The sequence below is a fragment of the Ligilactobacillus hohenheimensis genome, from assembly GCF_947381805.1.
GTDB classification, from domain to species: domain Bacteria; phylum Bacillota; class Bacilli; order Lactobacillales; family Lactobacillaceae; genus Ligilactobacillus; species Ligilactobacillus hohenheimensis.
The window spans coordinates 100,087-122,040 of sequence record NZ_CANCXC010000003.1; the positions used below are offsets into that span (position 1 = coordinate 100,087).

Annotated in this window: 13 protein-coding genes; 2 read left to right on the forward strand and 11 right to left on the reverse strand. The window is 45.2% G+C overall.

The features are described from left to right. Positions 1 to 21 precede the first annotated feature (21 nt). The 6 genes from QOR60_RS05240 to QOR60_RS05265 all read right to left on the reverse strand — a co-directional run bounded on the left by QOR60_RS05240 (position 22) and on the right by QOR60_RS05265 (position 12,189). Positions 22 to 1,575: a glycosyltransferase family protein gene (locus tag QOR60_RS05240; protein WP_283582314.1), complete on the reverse strand. Its 1,554-nt coding sequence runs from the start codon at positions 1,573 to 1,575 to the stop codon at positions 22 to 24. Positions 1,576 to 1,832: 257 nt separating this feature from the next. After that, positions 1,833 to 3,611, reverse strand: coding sequence for a glycosyltransferase family protein (locus tag QOR60_RS05245; RefSeq protein WP_283582315.1), 1,779 nt, complete (start codon positions 3,609 to 3,611; stop codon positions 1,833 to 1,835). 63 nt (positions 3,612 to 3,674) lie between these two features. After that, positions 3,675 to 6,278 (reverse strand): YfhO family protein, encoded by a 2,604-nt coding sequence (locus QOR60_RS05250; protein WP_283582316.1) that lies wholly within the window; start codon positions 6,276 to 6,278, stop codon positions 3,675 to 3,677. A gap of 34 nt (positions 6,279 to 6,312) precedes the next feature. Then, positions 6,313 to 7,926 carry a glycosyltransferase family protein gene (locus tag QOR60_RS05255; protein ID WP_283582317.1) on the reverse strand — a complete coding sequence of 538 codons (1,614 nt, stop codon included), beginning with the start codon at positions 7,924 to 7,926 and terminating at the stop codon, positions 6,313 to 6,315. A gap of 219 nt (positions 7,927 to 8,145) precedes the next feature. Continuing rightward, entirely contained in the window at positions 8,146 to 9,153 is a 1,008-nt protein-coding gene (locus QOR60_RS05260; RefSeq protein WP_283582318.1) for an Lreu_0056 family protein, read from the reverse strand. A gap of 15 nt (positions 9,154 to 9,168) precedes the next feature. After that, the gene (locus QOR60_RS05265) at positions 9,169 to 12,189 is read right to left on the reverse strand and encodes a glycoside hydrolase family 2 TIM barrel-domain containing protein (protein ID WP_283582319.1); all 3,021 of its coding nucleotides are present in this window, start codon (positions 12,187 to 12,189) and stop codon (positions 9,169 to 9,171) included. A 150-nt stretch (positions 12,190 to 12,339) separates the two neighbouring features. Between QOR60_RS05265 and QOR60_RS05270 the strand changes: the two genes are divergently transcribed. After that, positions 12,340 to 12,591, forward strand: a complete 252-nt coding sequence (locus QOR60_RS05270) for a hypothetical protein (RefSeq protein ID WP_283582320.1) — start codon at positions 12,340 to 12,342, stop codon at positions 12,589 to 12,591. A gap of 34 nt (positions 12,592 to 12,625) precedes the next feature. On the opposite strand, the gene QOR60_RS05275 is transcribed toward QOR60_RS05270, so the two are convergent. From QOR60_RS05275 to mnmE, 5 genes are all read right to left on the reverse strand, one after another. Further along, positions 12,626 to 13,273: a uracil-DNA glycosylase gene (locus tag QOR60_RS05275; RefSeq protein ID WP_283582391.1), complete on the reverse strand. Its 648-nt coding sequence runs from the start codon at positions 13,271 to 13,273 to the stop codon at positions 12,626 to 12,628. A 396-nt stretch (positions 13,274 to 13,669) separates the two neighbouring features. Then, entirely contained in the window at positions 13,670 to 15,619 is a 1,950-nt protein-coding gene (locus QOR60_RS05280; protein WP_283582321.1) for a GH25 family lysozyme, read from the reverse strand. A gap of 164 nt (positions 15,620 to 15,783) precedes the next feature. Continuing rightward, entirely contained in the window at positions 15,784 to 17,202 is a 1,419-nt protein-coding gene (locus tag QOR60_RS05285; protein ID WP_283582322.1) for a flippase, read from the reverse strand. Positions 17,203 to 17,452: 250 nt separating this feature from the next. Then, a complete protein-coding gene (gene mnmG / locus QOR60_RS05290) occupies positions 17,453 to 19,357 on the reverse strand; it encodes a tRNA uridine-5-carboxymethylaminomethyl(34) synthesis enzyme MnmG (RefSeq protein ID WP_283582323.1) in 1,905 nt (634 codons plus the stop codon). Positions 19,358 to 19,371: 14 nt separating this feature from the next. After that, the gene (mnmE, locus tag QOR60_RS05295; protein ID WP_283582324.1) at positions 19,372 to 20,766 is read right to left on the reverse strand and encodes a tRNA uridine-5-carboxymethylaminomethyl(34) synthesis GTPase MnmE; all 1,395 of its coding nucleotides are present in this window, start codon (positions 20,764 to 20,766) and stop codon (positions 19,372 to 19,374) included. A gap of 196 nt (positions 20,767 to 20,962) precedes the next feature. Here mnmE and QOR60_RS05300 point away from each other — a divergent pair, with 196 nt between their 5' ends. After that, positions 20,963 to 21,940, forward strand: a complete 978-nt coding sequence (locus tag QOR60_RS05300; RefSeq protein WP_283582325.1) for an FAD:protein FMN transferase — start codon at positions 20,963 to 20,965, stop codon at positions 21,938 to 21,940. The last annotated feature ends 14 nt before the right edge of the window (positions 21,941 to 21,954 follow it).

Below are 21,954 nucleotides of genomic sequence, written 5' to 3' on the forward strand. Positions count from 1 at the left end.
ATAATCCTCCTCCAGTATCGCTTACATTGTCATCCTTATCAGCCTTATTACAATGAATTTCATAAACAACACCAACCAAGTAAACAATGCTACAACCATCAGGAAACGGTAAAATAGTGTTGGTTTATAAGTTACTAACACTCGTTGGTAGCCCGTATTCATTGCATTTATCTGAACGGTTCCACGCGCACTTCTATATGCTGTGATTGACTTACCATTTAATTTAACAAATGTCCTCTTATATTCCACAGCAGGTAAATTCATCCTGTCACCTTTACGAGCATAGATCTTATATACAAGAGTATTAGGCCCTGCTACTACTCTTTCCTTATTAATACGACTACCGTTAATATACACATCACCTGATTGAACACTATTAATCCGCTTTTGCGACCCAACTGTTACTTTAGGCATATAATCGATTGACCCATTTGGTGCAATTCCTTCATTTATCCAATTATATTGTTTATTACGAACAAAAATAGTTGGAGCCAGATTGCGTGGTTTAGTAGCTAACAACTGAATCCCCTTGCTATTGATTGCACTGAAAAGAGGATGGATTAACGTTACATAATTTCCTGCAACAAATACTAATAACAATAATATAACTAACGGCTTAATCTCTTTTATACACAATTGTACTAATCTAGTACATATTAACGATCCTGTTACACTTAACATTAATACTGCTAACGGTAAAAAGCGAAACGAAAACTGTAGCGGCATAAACAAATGAATTAATTTAGTTTTGGAAATCATATTCCAAGGAAATAACGACGTTGTTATGAAGCAAAGAAACATTCCCAAAACATAAATCCATTTTTCTTTCTTAGATGCAACAAACGCCCAACCAATAACTAAAATAATTATTACCGTTAATCCTACAGAAGAATCCGAATATAATTGGTTACACCAGGACGTATTCCATAAAGCATTAACGTCAACAGGCCAAAAAGAGAAAACTGGCGTTGCAACACTCTTATTAAAAGAATTTGTTATCAACGGAATAAACTCCCATAGCGATAACAATAAAAAAATACTCAAGCTTTTAATTGCATAAAGGATTTTGTTTCTCGTAATTCTTTTCTTAAAGATTAGAATTACAAAAAGGAACAGCATTAATCCTCCCGTCATATACAACGTGATGAAATGACTATAAGCGATTAACGTTATCCCTAAAGTTAACGGTAATATACCTTTCCTATCACCTATTACAAAGGCTTTATAAAACCCTAAGAATGCAAGGGGTAAAAACATGTATGCGAATAGTTCACCTAACTGAAACTTGGCAAACTCCGTAATAAATTTTCCTGATAAACCATATATAGTCGCAAAAAAGATGCTTCGCAACCAATTACCATTTGAAAAGCTCCACATGCAATGAAAGGCAATTTCAAACGTTACGAAAAGAACTATTCCCCATCCAACGTAAAATGCTATTACCGGCTTAAATATAAACTGCAGTGCTGCCCATGGGTATAGGAAGACACTAGGATAAAATTCAAAGGATGCTATCCCTGCATGGCTGAATGTGTGCGTGGCAATGTACGATAACCTACCACTTTTTAAATCCATAAAGATCTCATTAATACGTTGTAAATGAAACGCACCGTCGTTTGTAATCTGTAATGTTCCTGAATGAATAAAAGGAATAATCATTAGTAACACTATTAATGCAGAGAAAAGCGCTACCCCCCCCTCTCTCTTTATTTTTTTATTTATAATTACATTAGAAGACAATGGAAACACCCCGTTCAATACCAGTTAATCAAACATCTATATCATTAGACATTTGATTAATAATTCGACATACCACTGCTAATTCAATATAGTTATTTCTTCCTATGAAGAATGCCCGTAAACAAAAGAATTAATATTACCCAAGTTAGTAACGCAACCCCAAACAATACGTAGTACACTCTATTAGGCTTATACCCTACTGTTAAATAATGTTTACCATGACCTACTTGAACTAAAACAGTTCCGCGCGAACTAATCTTAGCGGCTACACGTCGTCCGTTATCATAAACGACAGTATTACGATAGGCGACTACTGGCAAGTCAATCTTTGCTCGTTTTTTACTAATAAACACTTCATAAGAAATTTTATTCGGCGCAACGTGTGGTCTACCATACTCAGCGTGTCCATTAACATACATAACATGTTGCTGGATCGAAAACGCCTTTGGAGCAAAGGATCCCCATTTAGGATGGACAGAAAATGCCGCTTCTCGATAATAATCGGTTTGTCCAAACAGTACCTCATAATCAAAAATATCGTTATAATTATCATTGTTAACGATTTTTCCGGGAGCCTCTTTCACTAAGGCTTGGTAGGACTTCGGTGTCCCACCATTAGGATATTTCAAATACTGACGAGTAGGGCTTGTCAGTTGGCTTACAAGAGATGTTTGTTCAGAATAATAGCACGTCATTACTATTCCTAAACAAAAAACTACTAATCCTACCCGGCTAAAATTACGATAGCCCTTTCGAACGAAACTAACCATGATGAATGATGCCGTTATTGCCATAAACAATGTTGCCATACTTAGTAGCCTATACGGGAATTGGATAACCCCCAAAATATTAGCAAGCCACTTAATATTTTGAATTTGAACGTACGGGATAAAACTTGTTGTCATCAACAACAAACATACCCCAATAATATATGTAGTTAATTCTCGAATGTTTTTTCTAACAAAAAACCATCCTACAAAAGCGGTTATCATCAATAACATTCCTATACTATGCGATGACAATGCACTTGCTGGACTAAATGAATTAGCAATCATTTGTTGCGGTGAGCTCAAAAGCATAAAACCCGCTCCAGGACTAACAATTCCCTGACCAATATAATCAGTTATAAGCGGAATAAAAAACCATGCACTAAGTAAGAAGTACAGACCAATGGCCTTTAATAGTGCTAATAACCGTTGGCGGTTAATCCATAACCGCGAAAATAGTGTACATAGACATAGCGCCGCACAAAAGAGACACATAATGTACACACTTAAAACATGGCTATACGTTAGTAATGCCATTCCTACCGCTAATAACGGCCACTTCTTTTCATTCGCAAATACAATATGATAAATTCCAAGGACAACTATCGGAAGAAAGGTGTATGCAATAAACTCACCTAGGACAAAATTACACTGTCCCAAGTAAATATGATATGTTCCCAAACCATAAATAATAGCAAAGAACACACTTCGTAACCGGTCTTTAGAATAATCTTTCATACAAAAATAGCCAATCACGAACGTAGCGAATACGAATAAACTATCCCAGACATAGTAAGCTGTAACTGGACAAAAAACAAACCGTAGTAGCGCCCACGGATATAGAAATACATCTGGATAGAACAGGAAATTCCCAACTCCTGTTTGCTGGAAAGTATGCGTTGCAATGAAAGTGAACGGGGCCCCGCTCCGTAAATTGCGGTAGATTTCTTCCGCTCTAGAAAAATGGAAAAATCCGTCTGATTGGATACTTAACCGCAGTAAGGAAAGGAACGTAAACATTGATAGTATGGTTACAATTCCCAGAAAGACTACAACTAATATATCCTTAAAAGCATTATTTTTATTGTCTTCATTTACGTTCAACCAAAGCTCCTCCTTGCTCTGCCATTATCTCTTACTGATAATACCCAATAATAGCCTTTAAAACTAGCCCTTTCTTTTCTTAAGAAAACCACATTCAATTCCAAGAATAATAATCCCGCTAATTAATCCTAAAACCCCGCTGTAAGCCTTCGGCACCCGATAGATAAGTTGAACATTATGTCTTCCAGATGAAACCGGAATTCCCATAAACGTTCCGAGCAATTTTTGCGGTTTAACGGCATGACCATCAACCTTTATATGCCAGCCACTGTCAAACGGGATTGTTAGCATTACCATACTGTTCTTCCATTTACCGGCAGTTTTAAAACTGATTCGTGATCCGTCTACCCGGATACTATCAATTTGTCCTGTACATTGTTTACGCAATTGCTGAAATACTGTTTCATTTTCAATAGCAACATCAGGAATCATCCGGCAGTATTCTGTCCAAGTACTCTTTTGAGGATGTTTAATACTGAGTTTAACGTCAACAGTATCTCCTAATTTAAAATAGCCAAGACTAATAATGCCGTTCTCAGCATCTTGTGCCGAATATAAGTTAGATTTAAGGGTCCGTCCATTACAACTAACCCGAACAACTCCAGGATTATTTTGGACAGGAATGTAAAGGTATGCCTGACCAGCGCGGTTAACGACCACGTGGTAAGTAATGGTATGGTTATCAGTATTAATTTCTCGGTCTACCCGTTGTCCGCTGTACATTCCCACCTCACGTCCTGCAATCTCATTCCAAATATTATTTTGGACGAAGAACGGATTATTATCGATATTATACGGTCCTGGAACATTCCCAGCCTTATCCGACACCTTAAAGGCAAGGGGAAAAGCAGTATTACTGCGATAGACCCAATTACCATTGTTGTGATGAACTTCGTCTCGATAATATGCCGGTTGACGTTTAGCACCAGTTAACCGTAAGTTTTTCACGTCATAATGAACGTAATACTTTACCCCAAGCAGGTCGTTCATTGCCCTGGTTGCGCCGTTATTAAAGTTGCTCCACCGTGTCCATGAATATTTCTGATAATAACCAACTGACGAGAGAAAGTCTGTTTCAAACGTTGGTTGCTGGGAAGTATAATCAGATAACCCATAATAATTAAACTGTAACGGATCATTGTTATTAATCCGTGCGTTAGTTCCAATCCGGTAAAAACTTCCTTTTGATGGCCGAATGGCATTAATAACCCGCCCCATTTTCTGTTCTTGCATACTATAAGATGGCCAGTTCAATCCCCCAGCAACGGTCTGCGATGCAACGACATGGTTCGCGCTTAGAAGATCCACACAGGCAAGAACAACCAATGCAGCGCTACTCCAACGGAAAGAATATTTGAGAAAAACCGCCCAAATTACCATCAAGATGATGTTTACGCATATTATATGTAACTGTATAAACGCACCGTGTGTCGCCAATCGAAGAATTCCCATTACGCCAATTAAAAGAGCGACACTCCAGTAAACTACTTGCGTCGGCTTAGCTAAGTAGTACTGGGCAGCATAGTACGCTAAAGCAGTAAGCACAAATACCAAGACAAAGGATTCCCGGTGATTATAACCATTTGGCATCGTAAATGCATGCCACATCATATAAGTTGTCTGAAAATGAACACTAAGCGCAAGGATAAGTAATCCAATTCCACAAATTACCTTCTCACGCCAATTAATCCGGCGCATTAAGAAAAACATAACAACAAGAATGACCGTAAGGGTGGTTGTAAAAAGCATTGGTATTTTATTGTAAATTCCGGTTTGAGCAGCACCAATCGCACCGTTAAATAGTCCCAATGGGAGCTGTACTAACGGTGACAACGTTTCATTAGTAACAGTAAACGGGGCAGCACTAACTAATTTTTGCGCATGCATGCTAGGAAGGAGTGTGAAACACCCAATCAGTAGTCCAGCACCACCAGTAATTAGTAAGATTACTAACCGCTTAATAATGTATTTAATGACCGCTCGCTTAATCCACAGCTGATATGCTAGCCAACTTATCACCACGAAAACGAGAAAAACCGAAATGATGTAACCCGTATAGTAATTGGCAAGTAAGCACACCCCATAGAGAATGCCAAACCATCCTGGCTTCCCGTCTTCTAATAATCGCTCCAACGCTAACATTAGCAATGGTAAAAGCATGATTACATCAAACCACATAATGCAAGCAGCATAGGTAACAAAATAAGTTGATACTGCAAAACCTGTACTTAAAATTAAACGGACTGTAACTAACTTAGAAGACGCGTTGCCCCTGTTTAACAACTTAGAACGTTTCAAATATACGTTAGTAAATAATCCCGTTAACCCCGCGACCAAAAGAATATTTAATTCATAAAATATTGGGATTAGCCGAACAGGGAATAACAACGCTAATAAATTAAGCGGCGATGCTAAATAATATGCCCAAACAGTGAAAAAGTTGCCGCCGAGGCCCAAACTATGGGAGTAAAGCAAGGCATGCCAATTACCCCAGTTCTGCCGGAAATAAGCCATAATTGCAATGTACTGGTTAACCATATCACCGTTATCGTATAACCGGCGGCCAAACGGGTATGCATGACAAACCGCAAAAAGAGTCAGCATTATTAACACTGGTAAAATAAATGCAACTATTTGGCTAGTGTGCTTTTTAACCCATTGGTTCATGAATAACTATATCCTCTCTATACCAACCATGACTCTAATATAATATTCTTCGCCTGTTCTTAACCCAAAATCCCCAACAACTAATTAGCGTTATCAGGGATATCAATTGTGCAATCCGCGCTGCTAAAGTATAACGGCTCGTTACCACAATGTGCTCTCCTCGCTTAACCTGTTTGATCAAAAGAGTACCACGGGAAGACACCCCACTCGACAAAACCTTTCCGGACGATTCCTTCGCGAATACACCTTTATACGCCTCGAAGGGTGTATCTAACTCAGACGTAGTACGTTTAGAAATAACCGTAACTTGACTAGGGGCAATCTCTACTTCTGGTTGAATATTACTTTTCCCGTCCATAAAACGATGTTGAACAATCCCTGTTTCGTTCAATACCGCCTTTTGCAACTGGTAATCAACAGGTAAGAATAATCGGGGGGGATTACATAGATTTCGACTACTTGTTACTATTATTGATGAATTTGCACAAGCATTGAGTCGCTGCGTTCGAATTACAAACGAACACAGGCTTGCAATAATTAAAATTCCCGCAATCACATACGGATGCTTTCTTCTTAGAAGCCAGCTTACACCGAACAGTAGTAGGAAAATAACTGCCACTTCACCAAACCGCCATGGAAATTGGATAAAATCAAGTAAATGACCAAATAATTTCCAGGGAAATAACTTAGTCATCATTAATGCCAGCACTATTCCTACAATTAAGAATCGCCATTCTATCCGCGATTTTTTTCGCAAAAATATTCCCGTTACACAAATTAACGTGCATAAAACACCTAGACTAACAATAATATCCTTGTTATTCCCTAGCGAATTACTAAGGCCGTTAATGATCATCTGCTTAACTGGCAACGTCATGTTTGGCAGCCAAGCCTTAAACGGCATTGCCACTCCCAGTTGTCTTTGCTGAATACACGGAATAAGAAAGCCAAGCCCCAAAAGGAACCATAAAACAACTGCTTTGATGAGCTGCTTTATCCCCCCCCATTTATTTTGAGAAAGCGAATACAAAGCAATAACTTCCAATGCTCCAGCAACCCCACAAAGCACTAAGGATAAAAGGTGGGAGTATAAAATTAAGGCCATTGCAATAGCGAGCATCACCCACCGCTGTTTATCACATACTATAATTTGATACAACGCGCTGACCGTCAAAGGAATAAACGTCATTGCAATAAATTCACCAATATCAAAACGCCGGTATAAATCAAGCGAACGGTATGTCGTGAAAATATATAGTACCGAAAATGTTAATGCCACTAATTTATTATGGAATATCGACTTACTGGAGTAATACGCAATTAATCCAGTTAGAATGTTTATCCAGATAATAAATATCCCCATTCCGACCACCAAAGAGTGCGTTAACCGAACTAGTACATAAGCTGGATATAGCGTTAACCACGGATAAAAATAATTTATCCCGTCCCCTATTTGAGCAAAGGTCTTAAAATTAATAGGATGAAACCACACGCCACCAAGTCCCAAGACTCGATCTAAATGGATAATAAGATCAGAATTTTGATAACTAACTAGGTAGTGTCCGCCTAGCACAACGTAAAAGATAGCTAATAGCGTAATTATTATGCTTACAATCCAATATTCATATTTATGCGTATCAAAATTCACAAAACTTCCTCCTGAAATTTACAGACTTACGTTGCATAGAAAATGAAATTATCTAGCACTTGTTTTATCGAAACTCTTATTTATCCATCGTAACTTACTATAACTCTACACTAAATCCTGTTGATATGGTTAGATATTGAACTATTTTGAAAATTACTCATCAGTGTTTGTTGACAGAGAACCTGAAAAACAAAGCAAAGAATAAAACCATATTTTTTATTAATTACCCTGCGTTTGACTCAAAAAATCTGCTTCCGGTTTTAATTCATTAGCATAGCCATCGACCTCTTGCTTTTTCTGAGGAGTATTGTAATAATCGTTAATTAGTCGTTTTAATGGGATTGTTTCTGTCCGAATAGGCGCATTCGCAACCCCTTGACTATTGGTCGGATCAACATACTTTATCACAACGTTTCCTCCGTCTTGCTTGTAGTAGAGATAACTCGTTGGATCACCATTCGCAGTAATGTAGTCAAACCCTTGGAATGCAGAGCCAATATCAGGAGTATTCTGCGAATTACCATACCACATAGTTCCTCCTTTAAGACCACCCTTAAACCAATCAGGAGCCTTATATAACCCAACCAGGGTTCCTAATTGCTGGGATGTCAAAGAGAGAGGCGTATCCTTATTAGTACGATGCACCACGGAATGTTCCTTCTTGTTGCCCATAATTTTGGTAAACTCATTTTGTAACGCCTTATTCTTCGTTTCGTGGAAATATAACATATTTCCATTTGTTGTCATTGTTACAAGCACAACCGGCTTTCCGTGATGAATTGTAAAGAAGTATAAATGGGCTTCCATTGGTTTTGCTGTAGCACTGTCACAATAAATTGCCACCACATTATAATCAGCATTCCCACGACCATTATTAGACCATGCCACCTTAACATTAGTATTGCCGTTAACCGCAATACTATGTTGTCCTAATTCCTTTGGAAATGCCAAACCATAATAATCAGTATTATTTCCTGGGAAATAACTCTGATATTGTTGCCCCATTGTATTTCCCCATGATTTCATAAACGAATCAAGCGCCGCCGCTTTATCTTTATTCCATAGAAAATTACTATGTTTTTGTTTAGAACTGGTTTTCACCGTCGCTGTTTTAGGGGTACCCGTTTCGTTACCCTGATGATGTGTCTCTTGCTTACTACAGCCAGATAGTATTGCCTCAACTATCCCAAACGCTATAACAATTTTAATAATCCTTTTCTTTAACATTTAAACACATTCCCCCTAATGATTAACACCCTTCAAACTAAACTTCACCACATACTCCTTATCCGCCGGCAACAAGAACTCATCATGCACCGGTGCACCCCACGAGTCGTCACCGCCGACACCCATCTGCGCTGCAAGTAACCGAATCCACGTGAAGTGCGGGGTTCCCAGTTCTTCCTGATGAAGAGCATTTTCTAATTCGTATTCACTGTACGGAAGAACGGCGCTTTCTAGGGCAGTGCCTTCATTTGTAATCCGAAGGCCAATCCCCTGATCGTCCGTCACCTCTAGCCACCGGGTGCCCCGGTGATTCCCAGTTTCTTGCGGAACAAGGTACGGTGCAAGGTTTTGCTGAGCTGTTCCGGAGTAAATTCCTAGTTTAACCCCGTTATCCCGGTCAACGTAGTTTTCATCCGGCCCTAAACCGTAGAACCGGTAGTTGTGGTAGCAGGCATGCATCTTGAGGTCCATCCCATATGCCGGAATACTCGGCAGTCCCGGAGCGCCGTGGTACGTTGCCGTTACGTGTACTGCCCCGTCCGCCGTTACCCGGTACTGAACCGTGTTGAGAGTTTCGTCCGCCAGTGGTAACTGGAACGTGAACGTTACGGTCACGGCATGGTCTGCATCGGCAACTTGAGTATCAATCAGTTTCTGAAATTTCCCAGCTTGGAGCCATAGTCCCCGCCCAAAGCCCTGGCCAGCGCCCCGGTCATTATCCGTCATTGCCCGCCAGAACGTCGTTTGCGGGGTGCGCGCAATCATTTCCCGGCCGTTGTACCGGTACGAACTAATTCCGCCTTCCGCCTTCGATAATAGGACACTAAAGTTCTCTCCCCGAACGCCAACGTTTACGTCACCGTTAATCACTTCAAGGTCACCGAAAATAACCTTCGCCGGTTGCTCCTTTTGAACCGTCATCTGTGCAAAGGCTAACTCATGACCGATTTCCGCCCACTGCGCGTAGTAATTCAGGTGCGCAGACACTTCAAAGACGTACTCCCCGCCTTCGTACAGCTCCGGCCAATCAACGGCGCATTCTCCCGTTGTTCCGGGCTGAACGTTGAGAAGGTACTGGTTAACCCACATTTCTTCCCCTTCATGAAGGACGCGGACGTCAAATACCAACCCCTGCGTGTCCTTGAAGAGGTTCTTATTGGTTACCGTGAAACCTTGTTCGTTCACGGTTAACTTAATGTTGGAATAAAGCTGCTTAACCTCCGCCGCTTTCGGTGACGGTGTCCGGTCAGCAAACACAATTCCGTCTCCAGAAAACTCGTAATCCGTCGGGCGGTCGTCAAAATCCCCGCCGTATGCAAGAACTTCTTCTCCCTGACCATTCCGCCGGAGAATTGCCTGGTCAACAAAGTCCCAGATAAACCCACCTTGGTACTGGGCATACTGGTCTTCCAGGTCGGTATAGAGCTTCATTCCACCAGTTGAATTCCCCATCGAGTGCATGTACTCGCATGAGATGTACGGCTTTTGCGGATGGCCATCCAGGTACTCCTTGATTTCCGCCGGCTTAGCATACATCCGGCTTTCCATATCAGAAATCTGCTCGTACTTTCGGTTCCAGAAGACCCCCTCGTAGTGAACGAGCCGCGAGTCGTCATAGTGGTGGAAGTACTGCGTCATCCCGAGAATATCCGTTCCGGCGTACGATTCGTTTCCACACGACCAAATTAAAATCGACGGGTGGTTCTTATCACGCTGCATCATCGAATTAGCGCGGTCAATTACGTTTTCCGCCCACTCTTCCTTATCGCCCGGAACGTTCCACTCCGGGTCGCACTTCCCAAGCTTTTGCCAGGAACCGTGGCTTTCCAGGTTTGTTTCATCAATCACGTATAACCCGTACTCATCACACAGCTGGTACCAGTACGAGTTGTTCGGGTAGTGGGACGTCCGGACCGCATTAATGTTATGCTGCTTCATAAACTTAACGTCGGCTTCCATCTGTTCCTTGGTAACGGCGTGTCCCCGCCGGTAGTCGAACTCGTGACGGTTAATTCCCTTAAAGACAATCCGCTTGTTGTTTAGACACATGATGTGGTTCTTCATTTCAAACTTCCGGAAACCAACGCGGGTAGTAACCACCTCAAGCTGTTCCTCTCCGCGGGCAACCTCAATTACCAGCCGGTATAACCGGGGATCCTCGGCACTCCACAGGTTGACCTGCTTGAGTTTAACCATCATCTGAATCCGTTCCTTGGCCGGTAACTCATACTGCCAAACCGGCTGCCGGTCGTCGCTTACCAGTAAAAAGCGCAGGGTGACATCGTCCGTTGCGCCACCCAGCTTCAAGTCAAGATTTAGCCGTCCCTTCGTGTACGTTGCATCGAGGTCTGGCTTAGCGAAAAGATCCATGACATGGGTATCCGGTACCGCGTACAAAAAGACGTCCCGGAAAATTCCGGATAATCGCCACATATCCTGGTCCTCAATCCAACTAGCACTGGAGTACTTGTACACTTCAACGGCGAGCTTATTGTCACCTTCCTTGAGATACTGGGTCACTTCAAATTCACTCGGGGTAAACGAATCTTCACTGTAACCCACAAAGTGGCCGTTTAACCATACGTACATGGCCGTCTGAACTCCCTGGAAAGAGATAAACGTCCGCTTCCCCTTTAAGCCGTTCGCCACCCGGAAGGTTTTGACGTAGCTTGCAACCGGGTTATCCGTCATTGAAACGTACGGCGGCCGCAGGTTTTCCTTCCCGTCCCACGGATACTGGGTATTTACGTACTGAGGTTTACCGAAGCCTTCCATTTCAAGGTTGCCTGGAACGCGAACGGTATCAAACCCACTGCAATCAAAATCCGGTTGGTAAAATTCCTTTGGGCGGAGAGCCGGACCATTTACCCGGGAAACCCGCCATACACCGTTAAGGCTCTGCTTTAAACTCGATTTATCGTGAACGGCCTCCTCCTGATTCTGATAAAAGTCAAAGTCTGCGTGGGCTGCTACCCGATTGACCGCAAACACCGTTGGATCTGTCAGCCAATCTAATGTTGGTTCCGTTGCGTTCATGTAAACCCCTCCTGATGCATTTTATTCTCTTCTATAACTCGTTATTGCCAGGGAAATCCCTTCCTTGTTATTATACCAAACCAGCCCCCATTCCCCATGATTACAATTTAATGTACAATAAGACCAGATTATTTCCGGGGGAATATTTCCATGAAACACTTAAAACGCAACCTGATTCTTATCACGGGCTTCACCATGATCCTGGCAGTTCTTTCCGTCATGGCAACCATTGTTGTAACGGTTTTGGCTCCCAAAAAGGGGCTAATTCTCGGCGCCATGTTTATCACCTTTTTAGCACTTACCGCTTTTTTCACGACCGTAACGGTGGACGTTCAGGTCATTCGCTGGCTGCGGCGAGCACAAAAAGAGGCTGATCAGGGCAATAAGACTAATGATAAATGATTAATCCCCGCGGATAGAATCCGCGGGGATTAATTTATTTACCAGTTGCAATGTACCTTGCGACCCGCTGCCAGTCCGCCTCAATCTGAGACTGAAGCTTGCGGTTATAAAACACCGCTGCGGGATGAAACAGGGGGATTACCGGCGTTGGCTGTATCGCATGCTCATACTTTCCAGTGAGCTGATCCGTTGACCGCTGTAACGGCTGCATAAAGAGCTGACCGTGCACGGCTCCCACAGTATATTGAGAACCTAGCAATCGCTGTAGGGCAGTATTTCCGACCGTCACAATTAGCTGCGGAGCAACCTGATCCACTTCCCAATCAAAGACCGGCGCAAACGCCCGGACTTCTCGCTTAGTCGGGGGCCGGTTAGGCCGTTTTTCAACAATCTGTCCGCTTCGCTTATCCTGAACGTGCTTAATCGCATACGGCCGGCTCCGCACCACACTCGTAATGTACACGTCATCCCGACGAAGGCCAATCGTCGCTAATGACTTTGTTAGTTCCTTCCCTGCCGCCCCACAAAATGGTACGTGCGTTTCAATCTCAGTTCGTCCTGGGGCCTCCCCCACAACCATCAATTGCGGGTGTTGCGGCCCCCGCCCGGTCACCAGCCCTTCAAGCCGATGCCCTGTTAATTCCGCATTAACCCGCCGAATCAACTCATCAGGATACTTCATTTTCATCCCAATTCCTCCGTTCATCCAGACTCCCTCTCACCATACCATGCTTTCCCTAAGAACGGTTCTTAAAATCATCATGCTTTCTAAGAATTTTGCCCATTCTTTTCTTAGAAAGATCAGGAAAAACTTACTCGATTATTACCGCCCTTTCAAGACAAACCCGTTATTCCCCTGATAGAATGCAGGTGAAATCAAGAAAGGAGATGTTTCCAATGGCATTAATCACAGAGATAATGGATACGTTTGTTCAGTGTGCGGGCGCCCTGCCACAGGAACCAATTAACCAGGCAGCGACGATCGCCAAGGAAAAGGAGTACCGGAAGTAATGGTCGACGATAATAGTAAATGCCCGTAGCGGATAAGAATTACCGCTACGGGCATTTTTATTTTTTCCTACTGAACAAGGTTTCCTAAACCATCGTAGTAAACGGTCTTATTTTTGTCCGTCAAATAAACATACTTATTCTTAGCTTGCGCGCCGGTCTGAGGGTTAAAGTACTGCCAATGACCGTTAATGCATTGTTCACCGTATACCATATTACCTAAGCCATCGTAGTAAACTTCCTCATTCTTATTACCCAACCATACGTACTGGTTCTTAGCTTGTGCGCCAGTTTGTGGGTCAAAGTACTGCCAATGACCATTAATATAATGTTCGCCATGAACCATGTTTCCTAAACCATCGTAATAGACTTCCTCGTTCTTATCACCTAGCCATACATACTGGTTCTTGGCCTGCGCACCGGTCCGTGGATCAAAGTATTGCCGGTGACCATCAATGGTTTGTTCACCGTATACCATATTACCTAAACCATCGTAGTAAACTTCCTCGTTCTTATTACTCAACCATACGTAACGGTTTTTGGCCTGCGCACCAGTCCGCGGATCAAAGTATTGTCGGTGACCGTTAATGGTCTGCTCGCCGTAAACCATATTACCTAAGCCATCATAGTAAACTTCCTTATTACTCAACCACACGTACTTATTCTTAGCTTGTGCGCCAGTTTGTGGGTCAAAGTACTGCCAATGACCATTAATATAATGTTCACCGTGAACCATGTTGCCTAAGCCATCGTAGTAAACTTCCTCATTCTTATCGCCTAGCCATACGTACTGGTTCTTGGCCTGCGCACCAGTCTGAGGATCGAAGTATTGCCAGTGACCATTGATACACTGTTCGCCATGAACCATGTTCCCCTGAGCATCATAATAAACTTCAATATTTTGCCCAGAAATCCACTCATAACCCTGAGAATGTTGCGTGGTATTTTGCGTCTGCATTGGCACCACGTTTACGCTGGAATCAACGTTCATTCCCTTCCAGTTATCAGTGTACTGCCACATAATGACTCCATTAGTACTTGGGAAGTAATTAAAGTTAGGGCCATCAACTGCCGACATTGTCGGGTATGACGCAATCCACAAACAATTTCCAAACCGATTAACAATTGCGTTTAGGTTAAGGTAGGTTTTCATGTAATATGCCCCAGAATACAGAAGCGGAATGTACCCAGCATCCTTAATCCGTTGCATAAATTCAATAACGGCGTTCGTGTTGGCGTTAACGTCCCCGCTTGCGTACTGTTCGTAATCACATGCTAGGTACGTCCCTTTTGGTAACCCTACCTGCTGAGCGGCCGCAATTGCGTGGGCGGCCTCGGCGTTAGCAGCACCAGCATTCCCACCAAACGTTGCGTAGTGGTATCCCTGCGTCATCATTCCATTTGCTTCTGATGACCTAATTTGACCAGCGGCATTCGGGTTAACATACCCCGTCCCCTGCGAAACCTTAACGATTGAGAACGTTGCGCCTGCCTGGGCATATGGTGCCATGTTCGTCCCCTGGTAACTTGAAACGTCGACCCCGAGGCTCCGGTTAGGAACTGCTCCTGCCGAAAAGCCTGTCATATTGTAAATATTGGCAGTCTGGTTTTCCCGGAACGTGTTCTTCCCATTGTCCAGAATCTGCTGATTAGCGGCTTCCTGGGCTGCCGTGATATTCGTCTGTGATGTGGTATTCTTCGCTTGATTCTGGGCACTTGTACCCTTTGATGTTTGAGAAGAAACCTCACTTGATTGCACATTCTTCTGCTGGTTCATCGCCGTTTGTGCTGAAGAACTACTCGTCGTAGCAGCTGACGTACTCCGTAAAGTAACCGTTCGAGAAGACTGGGCTGCCTGCTGCGTCGATGTTGATTGCGCTGTTGCCGTTGCAAGCGTGTCGGCTTTCACGTGGTGGCTCCCGAGGGTAACTGTTCCAAGCGTTGCCACTGCCGTTGTAACCCCTGCAACAACCCATTGCTTGCCACTCTTATACATCTTAAAATGCTTTTTACTTTCCATGGTAACCTCCAAATAAATATCCAAAGGATATTATGGGAGACGGCTTTCTTTTATGTCAATTTAAAATCAACGTTGTTATCTGTTTTTTAACCTTCACCAAAATAAAAAACCGAATGATTTTCTCATTCGACATCTACTCGTTAACTATCAATAAATCGACCCACTCACCGTTGATTTGCCAAAGCAGCTACTTCCCGTATAATCGCCGGGCACAAAAGAATAACCAAAATAATATAAAGCACTACTCCCAGCATAATCTCAAACGCAAAGTGAACGATTCCCGGTGTCAACGTGTAGTTAAGGTAGAACACGGGGATAAACATTCCCACTCCCGCTAAAAAGTACCTCCACACGTTTTTAAACATCGCCCGGAACCGGACAATATGGCGAATCGACCATAACTGGTAACTTGTTACTACGATTTCCGACAGCACGGTTGACACCATTGCCCCGTTAAGGCCCCACGCCTTAATCAAAAAGAAGTTCGCACAAATATTAAATAGCGAACCCGCAATGATCGACATCGTGTATGGCCGAACCCGATTCGTCGGCACCAAGAACTGCGTTCCAATCACGTTACTCCATCCAATTACAAGGAGAACCACCGACTCAATCACCATCGCTGGGCCGACCGGCTGGAATCCTTTCCCATAAAACCACGGGCCAAGACGCAGACTAACCGCCGCTACCCCAAAGAACATCGCGGTACACAGCAAGCTCATCGCATCAAACGACTTATACAAAAGTTCGTTAATCTTTTCCCGGTTTCCCTTCGCGAATTCAGCTGCCACGTGGGGAAGCATTACCGTTCCTAACGCCGTTGCGACCGACAGCACCATCTTAATTACCTGATCAGAGTTATAGTAGTACCCGGAATACGTTGCTCCAATCATGACCCCCAACATCGTCTTATTCAACTGGACATAAATTTGAATCGCAATGGTTGGAATAAAAAGACTAATTGTCGGCATAACGTGACGAAGTGGCCGTAAGTCCCGCAAATGAACGGGACGAAGGACGTTTCGCATGTGCGGCCATAGGGTAAGGTTCCCCGCCAGGTTAGAACCGGCAACAATTAAAATGTATAATCCGACGTCATGGATATTACGAACCAACGTAAAAATCAAAACAACGGACAGTAACCGCACAACCGTATTCTTAACAGCCGTTCGTTTGAAATCCTCAAGTCCCATATAAGCCCATGAAATATCAAACGCAACCCCAACAATATTAACCGCTTGGATTGCTAAAAAGTAAACATACTTATCGTAGGCCCTAACAAAAAGGAAGAAAATTATCAATGACACCACTGTCATCATAATTTTTACAATTTGAATTTCCCAGAAAACCCGTGATAGCTTCTGAGGATCTTCCCGGACGTACGCAATTTCGCGGTTCCCATATGTCTCGATTCCCAGACCGGCTAGCAAAACAAAGTACTGCACAATCGAGTTTGTATACGCGTTGATTCCGACCCCCCCGGCGTGTAAAACCCGGCTAATATAGGGCGCTGTGACAAACGGGACAATCAGCACCAGCAGTTGGTATCCCGCGTTGTACAGAAAATTTTTAATGACCTTCATTCCAATTCACCGTAACCATTCAATTAATTCACCCTATAATTTAGCACACTTTAATTCGCCCGCGGTAATGGAGTTTATTTATTTTTCATTTAAGGCGATTTCCCGGGAAATATTCCGGCTTAGCAAGTAAACCGTCTCCGAGCAAAAAGGCAACCGTGGTGCGTACTCTGCAAGTCACTTCTATCCAGTTTCATTTTCCCAGATTACCCAGCAAAAAAGGCTGGAACTGCTGTCCCAGCCTCAGCCACCACTATTCTGGTAACTTAGCAATCTTCCCCTGTTCAATGTACACCGCTAAGATTGACAGGTCCGCCGGATTGACCCCGCTAATTCGGCTAGCCTGGGCCATCGTTTCGGGCCGAATCTTATCAAACTTTTGCCGCGCTTCGGTTGCCAATCCCTCAATCGCATCGTAATCAATCCGGTCCGGAATCTTCTTCGCTTCCATCTTCTTCAGCTTCTCAACGTTCCGTTCTTCCTTTTTAATGTACCCTTCGTACTTAAACTGGATCTCAACCTGTTCAACCTCCCGCCGGTCTAACGGCGTTTCAGGCGCCGGAATGAACTGAAGGAGGTCCTGATACGTTACCTCCGGCCGCCGCAGGAAATCTGCTGCCAGCACGGCATCCTTCAACGGATGGGAGCCGTGCGCCTTCAGGAATTCGTCAACTTCCGTTCCCGGCTTAATCCGCAAGTGCTGAAGTCGCTCCTTTTCAGCAGCAATCGTTGCCCGTTTCTGCTTAAACCGCGCGTACCGTTCCTCGCTAATTAAACCAAGCTCATGCCCAAGATCAGTTAAACGGAGATCCGCATTGTCGTGCCGGAGAAGCAACCGGTATTCTGCCCGGGAAGTTAACAGCCGGTACGGTTCGTTCGTCCCCTTAGTTACCAGGTCGTCAATCATGACGCCGATGTACGCCTCACTCCGTTTAAGAACCACTTCGCTCTTCCCAAGTGCGTGCCGACCCGCATTAATGCCGGCAATCATTCCCTGACCAGCGGCCTCTTCGTACCCCGAGGTCCCGTTTGTTTGACCGGCCGTATACAACCCCTTCACTAGCTTCGTTTCCAGGGTAGGACGTAACTGGTACGGCTCGATAATGTCATACTCAATGGCATAGCCCGGGCGCATCATTTGGGCGTGATGCATCCCCCGAATTCCGTGGATCATTTCCTGCTGCACCTCTTCGGGCATTGAGGTGGACAGTCCCTGAACGTACACCTCATCCGTATCCCGGCCTTCAGGTTCCAGAAAGAGCTGGTGCCGGGTTTTATCGGCAAACCGCACCAACTTGTCTTCGATTGACGGGCAGTACCGCGGACCGACCCCCTTAATCACTCCCGAAAACATCGGCGCCCGGTCGAAGTTGTCACGAATAATCTGGTGAACTTCCGGGTTAGTGTACGTTAACCAGCACGACAGCTGCTGGGAAACGGGGAGGTAGTCCTCATCCGGCGTTGTGAAACTAAAGTGGTTGGGCGTTGCGTCACCCGGCTGTTCCTCCGTCTCGTCATAGTCAATGGTATTCCCGTCAACCCGGGGCGGGGTCCCCGTCTTAAACCGCTTCAGGCTAAAACCGAGTTTCTCCAGGTTCCCGGATAATTTTTCAGCCGGCTTCGTGTTATTTGGCCCTGATGAGTAGGACAATTCCCCGATGAAAATCTTTCCGCGCGCTGCGGTTCCCGTCGTTAGGACAACCGCCTTCGCACCGTACTTTGCACCGGTATTTGTAATAACGCCCTTAACCGTTCCGTCTTCAACGATTAAGTCGTCTACTACCGCTTGCCGCAGTGTCAAGTGCTCCTGCCGCTCAAGGGTGTGTTTCATCTCAATTGAATACCGGCGCTTATCTGCCTGGGCCCGGAGCGCCTGAACAGCGGGGCCCTTCCCGGTATTCAACATCCGCATTTGAACGTAGGTCTTATCGATGTTCCGCCCCATTTCACCACCCAGGGCGTCAAGCTCCCGGACCACGATTCCCTTTGCCGGGCCGCCGACTGACGGGTTACACGGCATAAAGGCAACCATTTCAAGGTTAATCGTAATTAACAACGTCTCGTTACCCATTCGCGCCGCTGCTAAGGCCGCCTCGCATCCCGCGTGCCCGGCACCAACTACGATTACGTCATAGTTTCCACCATCGTATAGCTTCATCGTTCTTTCCCCCATTACTTTCCTAGACAGAACTTACTAAAGAGTTCATCCAGAAGTTCATCCGTATAACTATCACCGGTAATTTCTCCCAGCAGGTCCCAACAATGGGTCAGGTCAATCTGGACGAGGTCAACCGGCATCCCGTTTGTAATCCCTGTCAACACGTCGTCAAGGGCCTGCTCCGCCTGGTTAAGGAGTGCAATGTGCCGGTCGTTAGTAACCATCACCGTTGTTTGGGAGTTTTCAATTCCGCCAAAGAAAAGTTCCTGGATTTTATCCTCTAGGGCCGTTAAACCATCATTTTGCAGTACTGAAATTGGCATGACCGGATCATCACCGCTTAACTGCTGGACGGTGTCCTGCTCAATCTTCTGCGGGAGGTCCGTCTTATTCAAGAGAATAATCCGCTTCTTTCCCTGCGTGAACTTCAATAAATCGCGGTCCTCAGTGGTGAGGGGTTCGCTTGCATTAAGCACCACAATGACGAGGTCCGCCCGCTGGATTGCCTGCTTCGACCGCTCAACCCCAATTTTTTCAACCTTATCATCCGTGGCATGAATCCCAGCCGTATCAATCAGCTTCAACGGAACGCCGTGGACGTTGACGTACTCTTCAATCACGTCCCGGGTGGTCCCAGCAACGTCGGTCACAATCGCCTTATCTTCGTGTAAGAGGTAATTTAATAGACTCGACTTCCCGACGTTTGGCCGCCCGACAATCGCCGTAGCAAGGCCGTCCCGGAGGACCTTCCCCTGCTGGGCAGTTGCCAACAATTCCTTAATCTTCTTCCGGACGCTGATCGCATGGTCGTGCATAAGCTTTGTTGTGACCGTTTCAACGTCATCATACTCAGGGTAGTCAATGTTAACCTCCACCTCGGCAAGCACGTCCAGAATCTCCTGCCGGAGAGCCCGAATCCGGGTTGCCAGGTTACCGTCCAGTTGACCGAGGGCGACCTGCCGTGAGCGGTCCGTTTTCGCGGTAATCATATCCATTACGGCTTCCGCCTGTGATAGATCAATCCGGCCGTGCAAGAAGGCCCGCTTCGTGAATTCGCCTGGTTCTGCCAAGCGCGCCCCGTTTGTCAGCGTCAGCTGAAGAATCCGGTTGGTCGGAACGATTCCGCCGTGGCAGTTAATTTCCACGACGTCTTCCCGGGTAAACGTCCGGGGGGCCCGCATTACCGACACCATTACCTCATCAATTTCCTCGTGCGTCTTCGGGTCAACAATGTGCCCGTAGTTAATCGTATGGGTCGGAACCTGCCGGAGGTCCTTTCCCCGGAATAACTTGGTTACCAGTTCAACGGCATCGTCGCCACTAACCCGCACAATCGAAATTGCCCCTTCACCCGGCGGCGTGGCAATCGCTGCAATCGTATCGTACTCTGTTGCCTTTGCTAACGGCATCTTCATTCCTCCTTGCCATAAAAAAAGTGCTTTCGTCCACACTTCGCCCCTGCGAAAACTTGTGGATAAAGCACTTTGACTACTTTACCGGTCTAACATTTACGCCGTTTATTATACCCCATTTCCCCCACCTGTCAATTTTCCGAACCGGTAAGATGATATAATAATGCCATGAACTTATAGGGGGAACACTCAGATGACAACTATTGAAAACGCCTGGCGAGAAACAACCCCGGCCATTCCAGGTGTCCGGCGCCGCCAAATTCAAAAACAATACTTTGCCCTTGGCACCCAAATCGAATTAACCGCCTTTGGCACGGCGACCGAGGCTGATTTAGACGACGCGTACCACCTTATCCAGGGGTATGAAGACCGGTTAACCGTTAACCGCGACCACTCCGAACTCATGAGCGTCAACCACGCTGCGGGGGACCATCCAGTTCAGGTCAGCGCCAGCACGTACGCCCTTACTAAACTCGCCGTGGCGGTAAGCCGGGAAAACTGCGGCTTTAACGCTGCCATTGGTCCCCTCGTTAAACTCTGGCGGATTGGTTTTTCAGGAGCCAACGTCCCTTCAGAAACAGCCATCGAAAAACAGCAGGTATTATGCGATCCCCAACATATTCTACTTGATGATGATAACCTCACCGTTTTCCTAACCAAACCAGGGATGGAACTCGATCTTGGAGGCATTGCGAAGGGCTACATTGCAGATCGGATCCGGGACCTCTGGCGCTCCCGCGGAATCCAATCCGGAATGATTAACCTGGGGGGCAACCTTTTAACAATGGGACCGTGTCCCCTTCACCCCGATGGTTTGTGGCGAATTGGGGTTCAAGACCCCGCTAAGACCCGGGGACGCGTAGTGGCCACCGTCCATCAGTCCGCATGTTCTGCGGTAACGTCCGGAATTTATGAACGCTATTTAAAAAAGGACGGTCATACCTACCACCATATTATTGACCCCCGGACGGGCCACCCCCTCGAAACCGCCGTGGCGGGAGTCACCGTCTTTACCCGTGATTCTGTCGTGGGCGAAATCGAGTCAACCCGGTTGTTCTTTGCCGGTCACGCTCCTAAGGGGTGGGTCCAGGATAACCCCAACATTTACGGTGCCGTCTTTGTTTACCAGGATCACCACGTTGAACAGGTCGGGTTTGCCAATGAACATTAAATAAGGAGGATGTG

Coding starts and splice junctions, on each gene's coding strand:
- QOR60_RS05240 (WP_283582314.1), bottom strand. CDS start 1,575: ATGGATTTAAAAAGTGGTAGGTTATCGTACATTGCCACGCACACATTC.
- QOR60_RS05250 (WP_283582316.1), bottom strand. CDS start 6,278: ATGAACCAATGGGTTAAAAAGCACACTAGCCAAATAGTTGCATTTATT.
- QOR60_RS05260 (WP_283582318.1), bottom strand. CDS start 9,153: ATGTTAAAGAAAAGGATTATTAAAATTGTTATAGCGTTTGGGATAGTT.
- QOR60_RS05265 (WP_283582319.1), bottom strand. CDS start 12,189: ATGAACGCAACGGAACCAACATTAGATTGGCTGACAGATCCAACGGTG.
- QOR60_RS05270 (WP_283582320.1), top strand. CDS start 12,340: ATGAAACACTTAAAACGCAACCTGATTCTTATCACGGGCTTCACCATG.
- QOR60_RS05275 (WP_283582391.1), bottom strand. CDS start 13,273: ATGAAGTATCCTGATGAGTTGATTCGGCGGGTTAATGCGGAATTAACA.
- QOR60_RS05280 (WP_283582321.1), bottom strand. CDS start 15,619: ATGGAAAGTAAAAAGCATTTTAAGATGTATAAGAGTGGCAAGCAATGG.
- QOR60_RS05285 (WP_283582322.1), bottom strand. CDS start 17,202: ATGAAGGTCATTAAAAATTTTCTGTACAACGCGGGATACCAACTGCTG.
- mnmG (WP_283582323.1), bottom strand. CDS start 19,357: ATGAAGCTATACGATGGTGGAAACTATGACGTAATCGTAGTTGGTGCC.
- mnmE (WP_283582324.1), bottom strand. CDS start 20,766: ATGCCGTTAGCAAAGGCAACAGAGTACGATACGATTGCAGCGATTGCC.
- QOR60_RS05300 (WP_283582325.1), top strand. CDS start 20,963: ATGACAACTATTGAAAACGCCTGGCGAGAAACAACCCCGGCCATTCCA.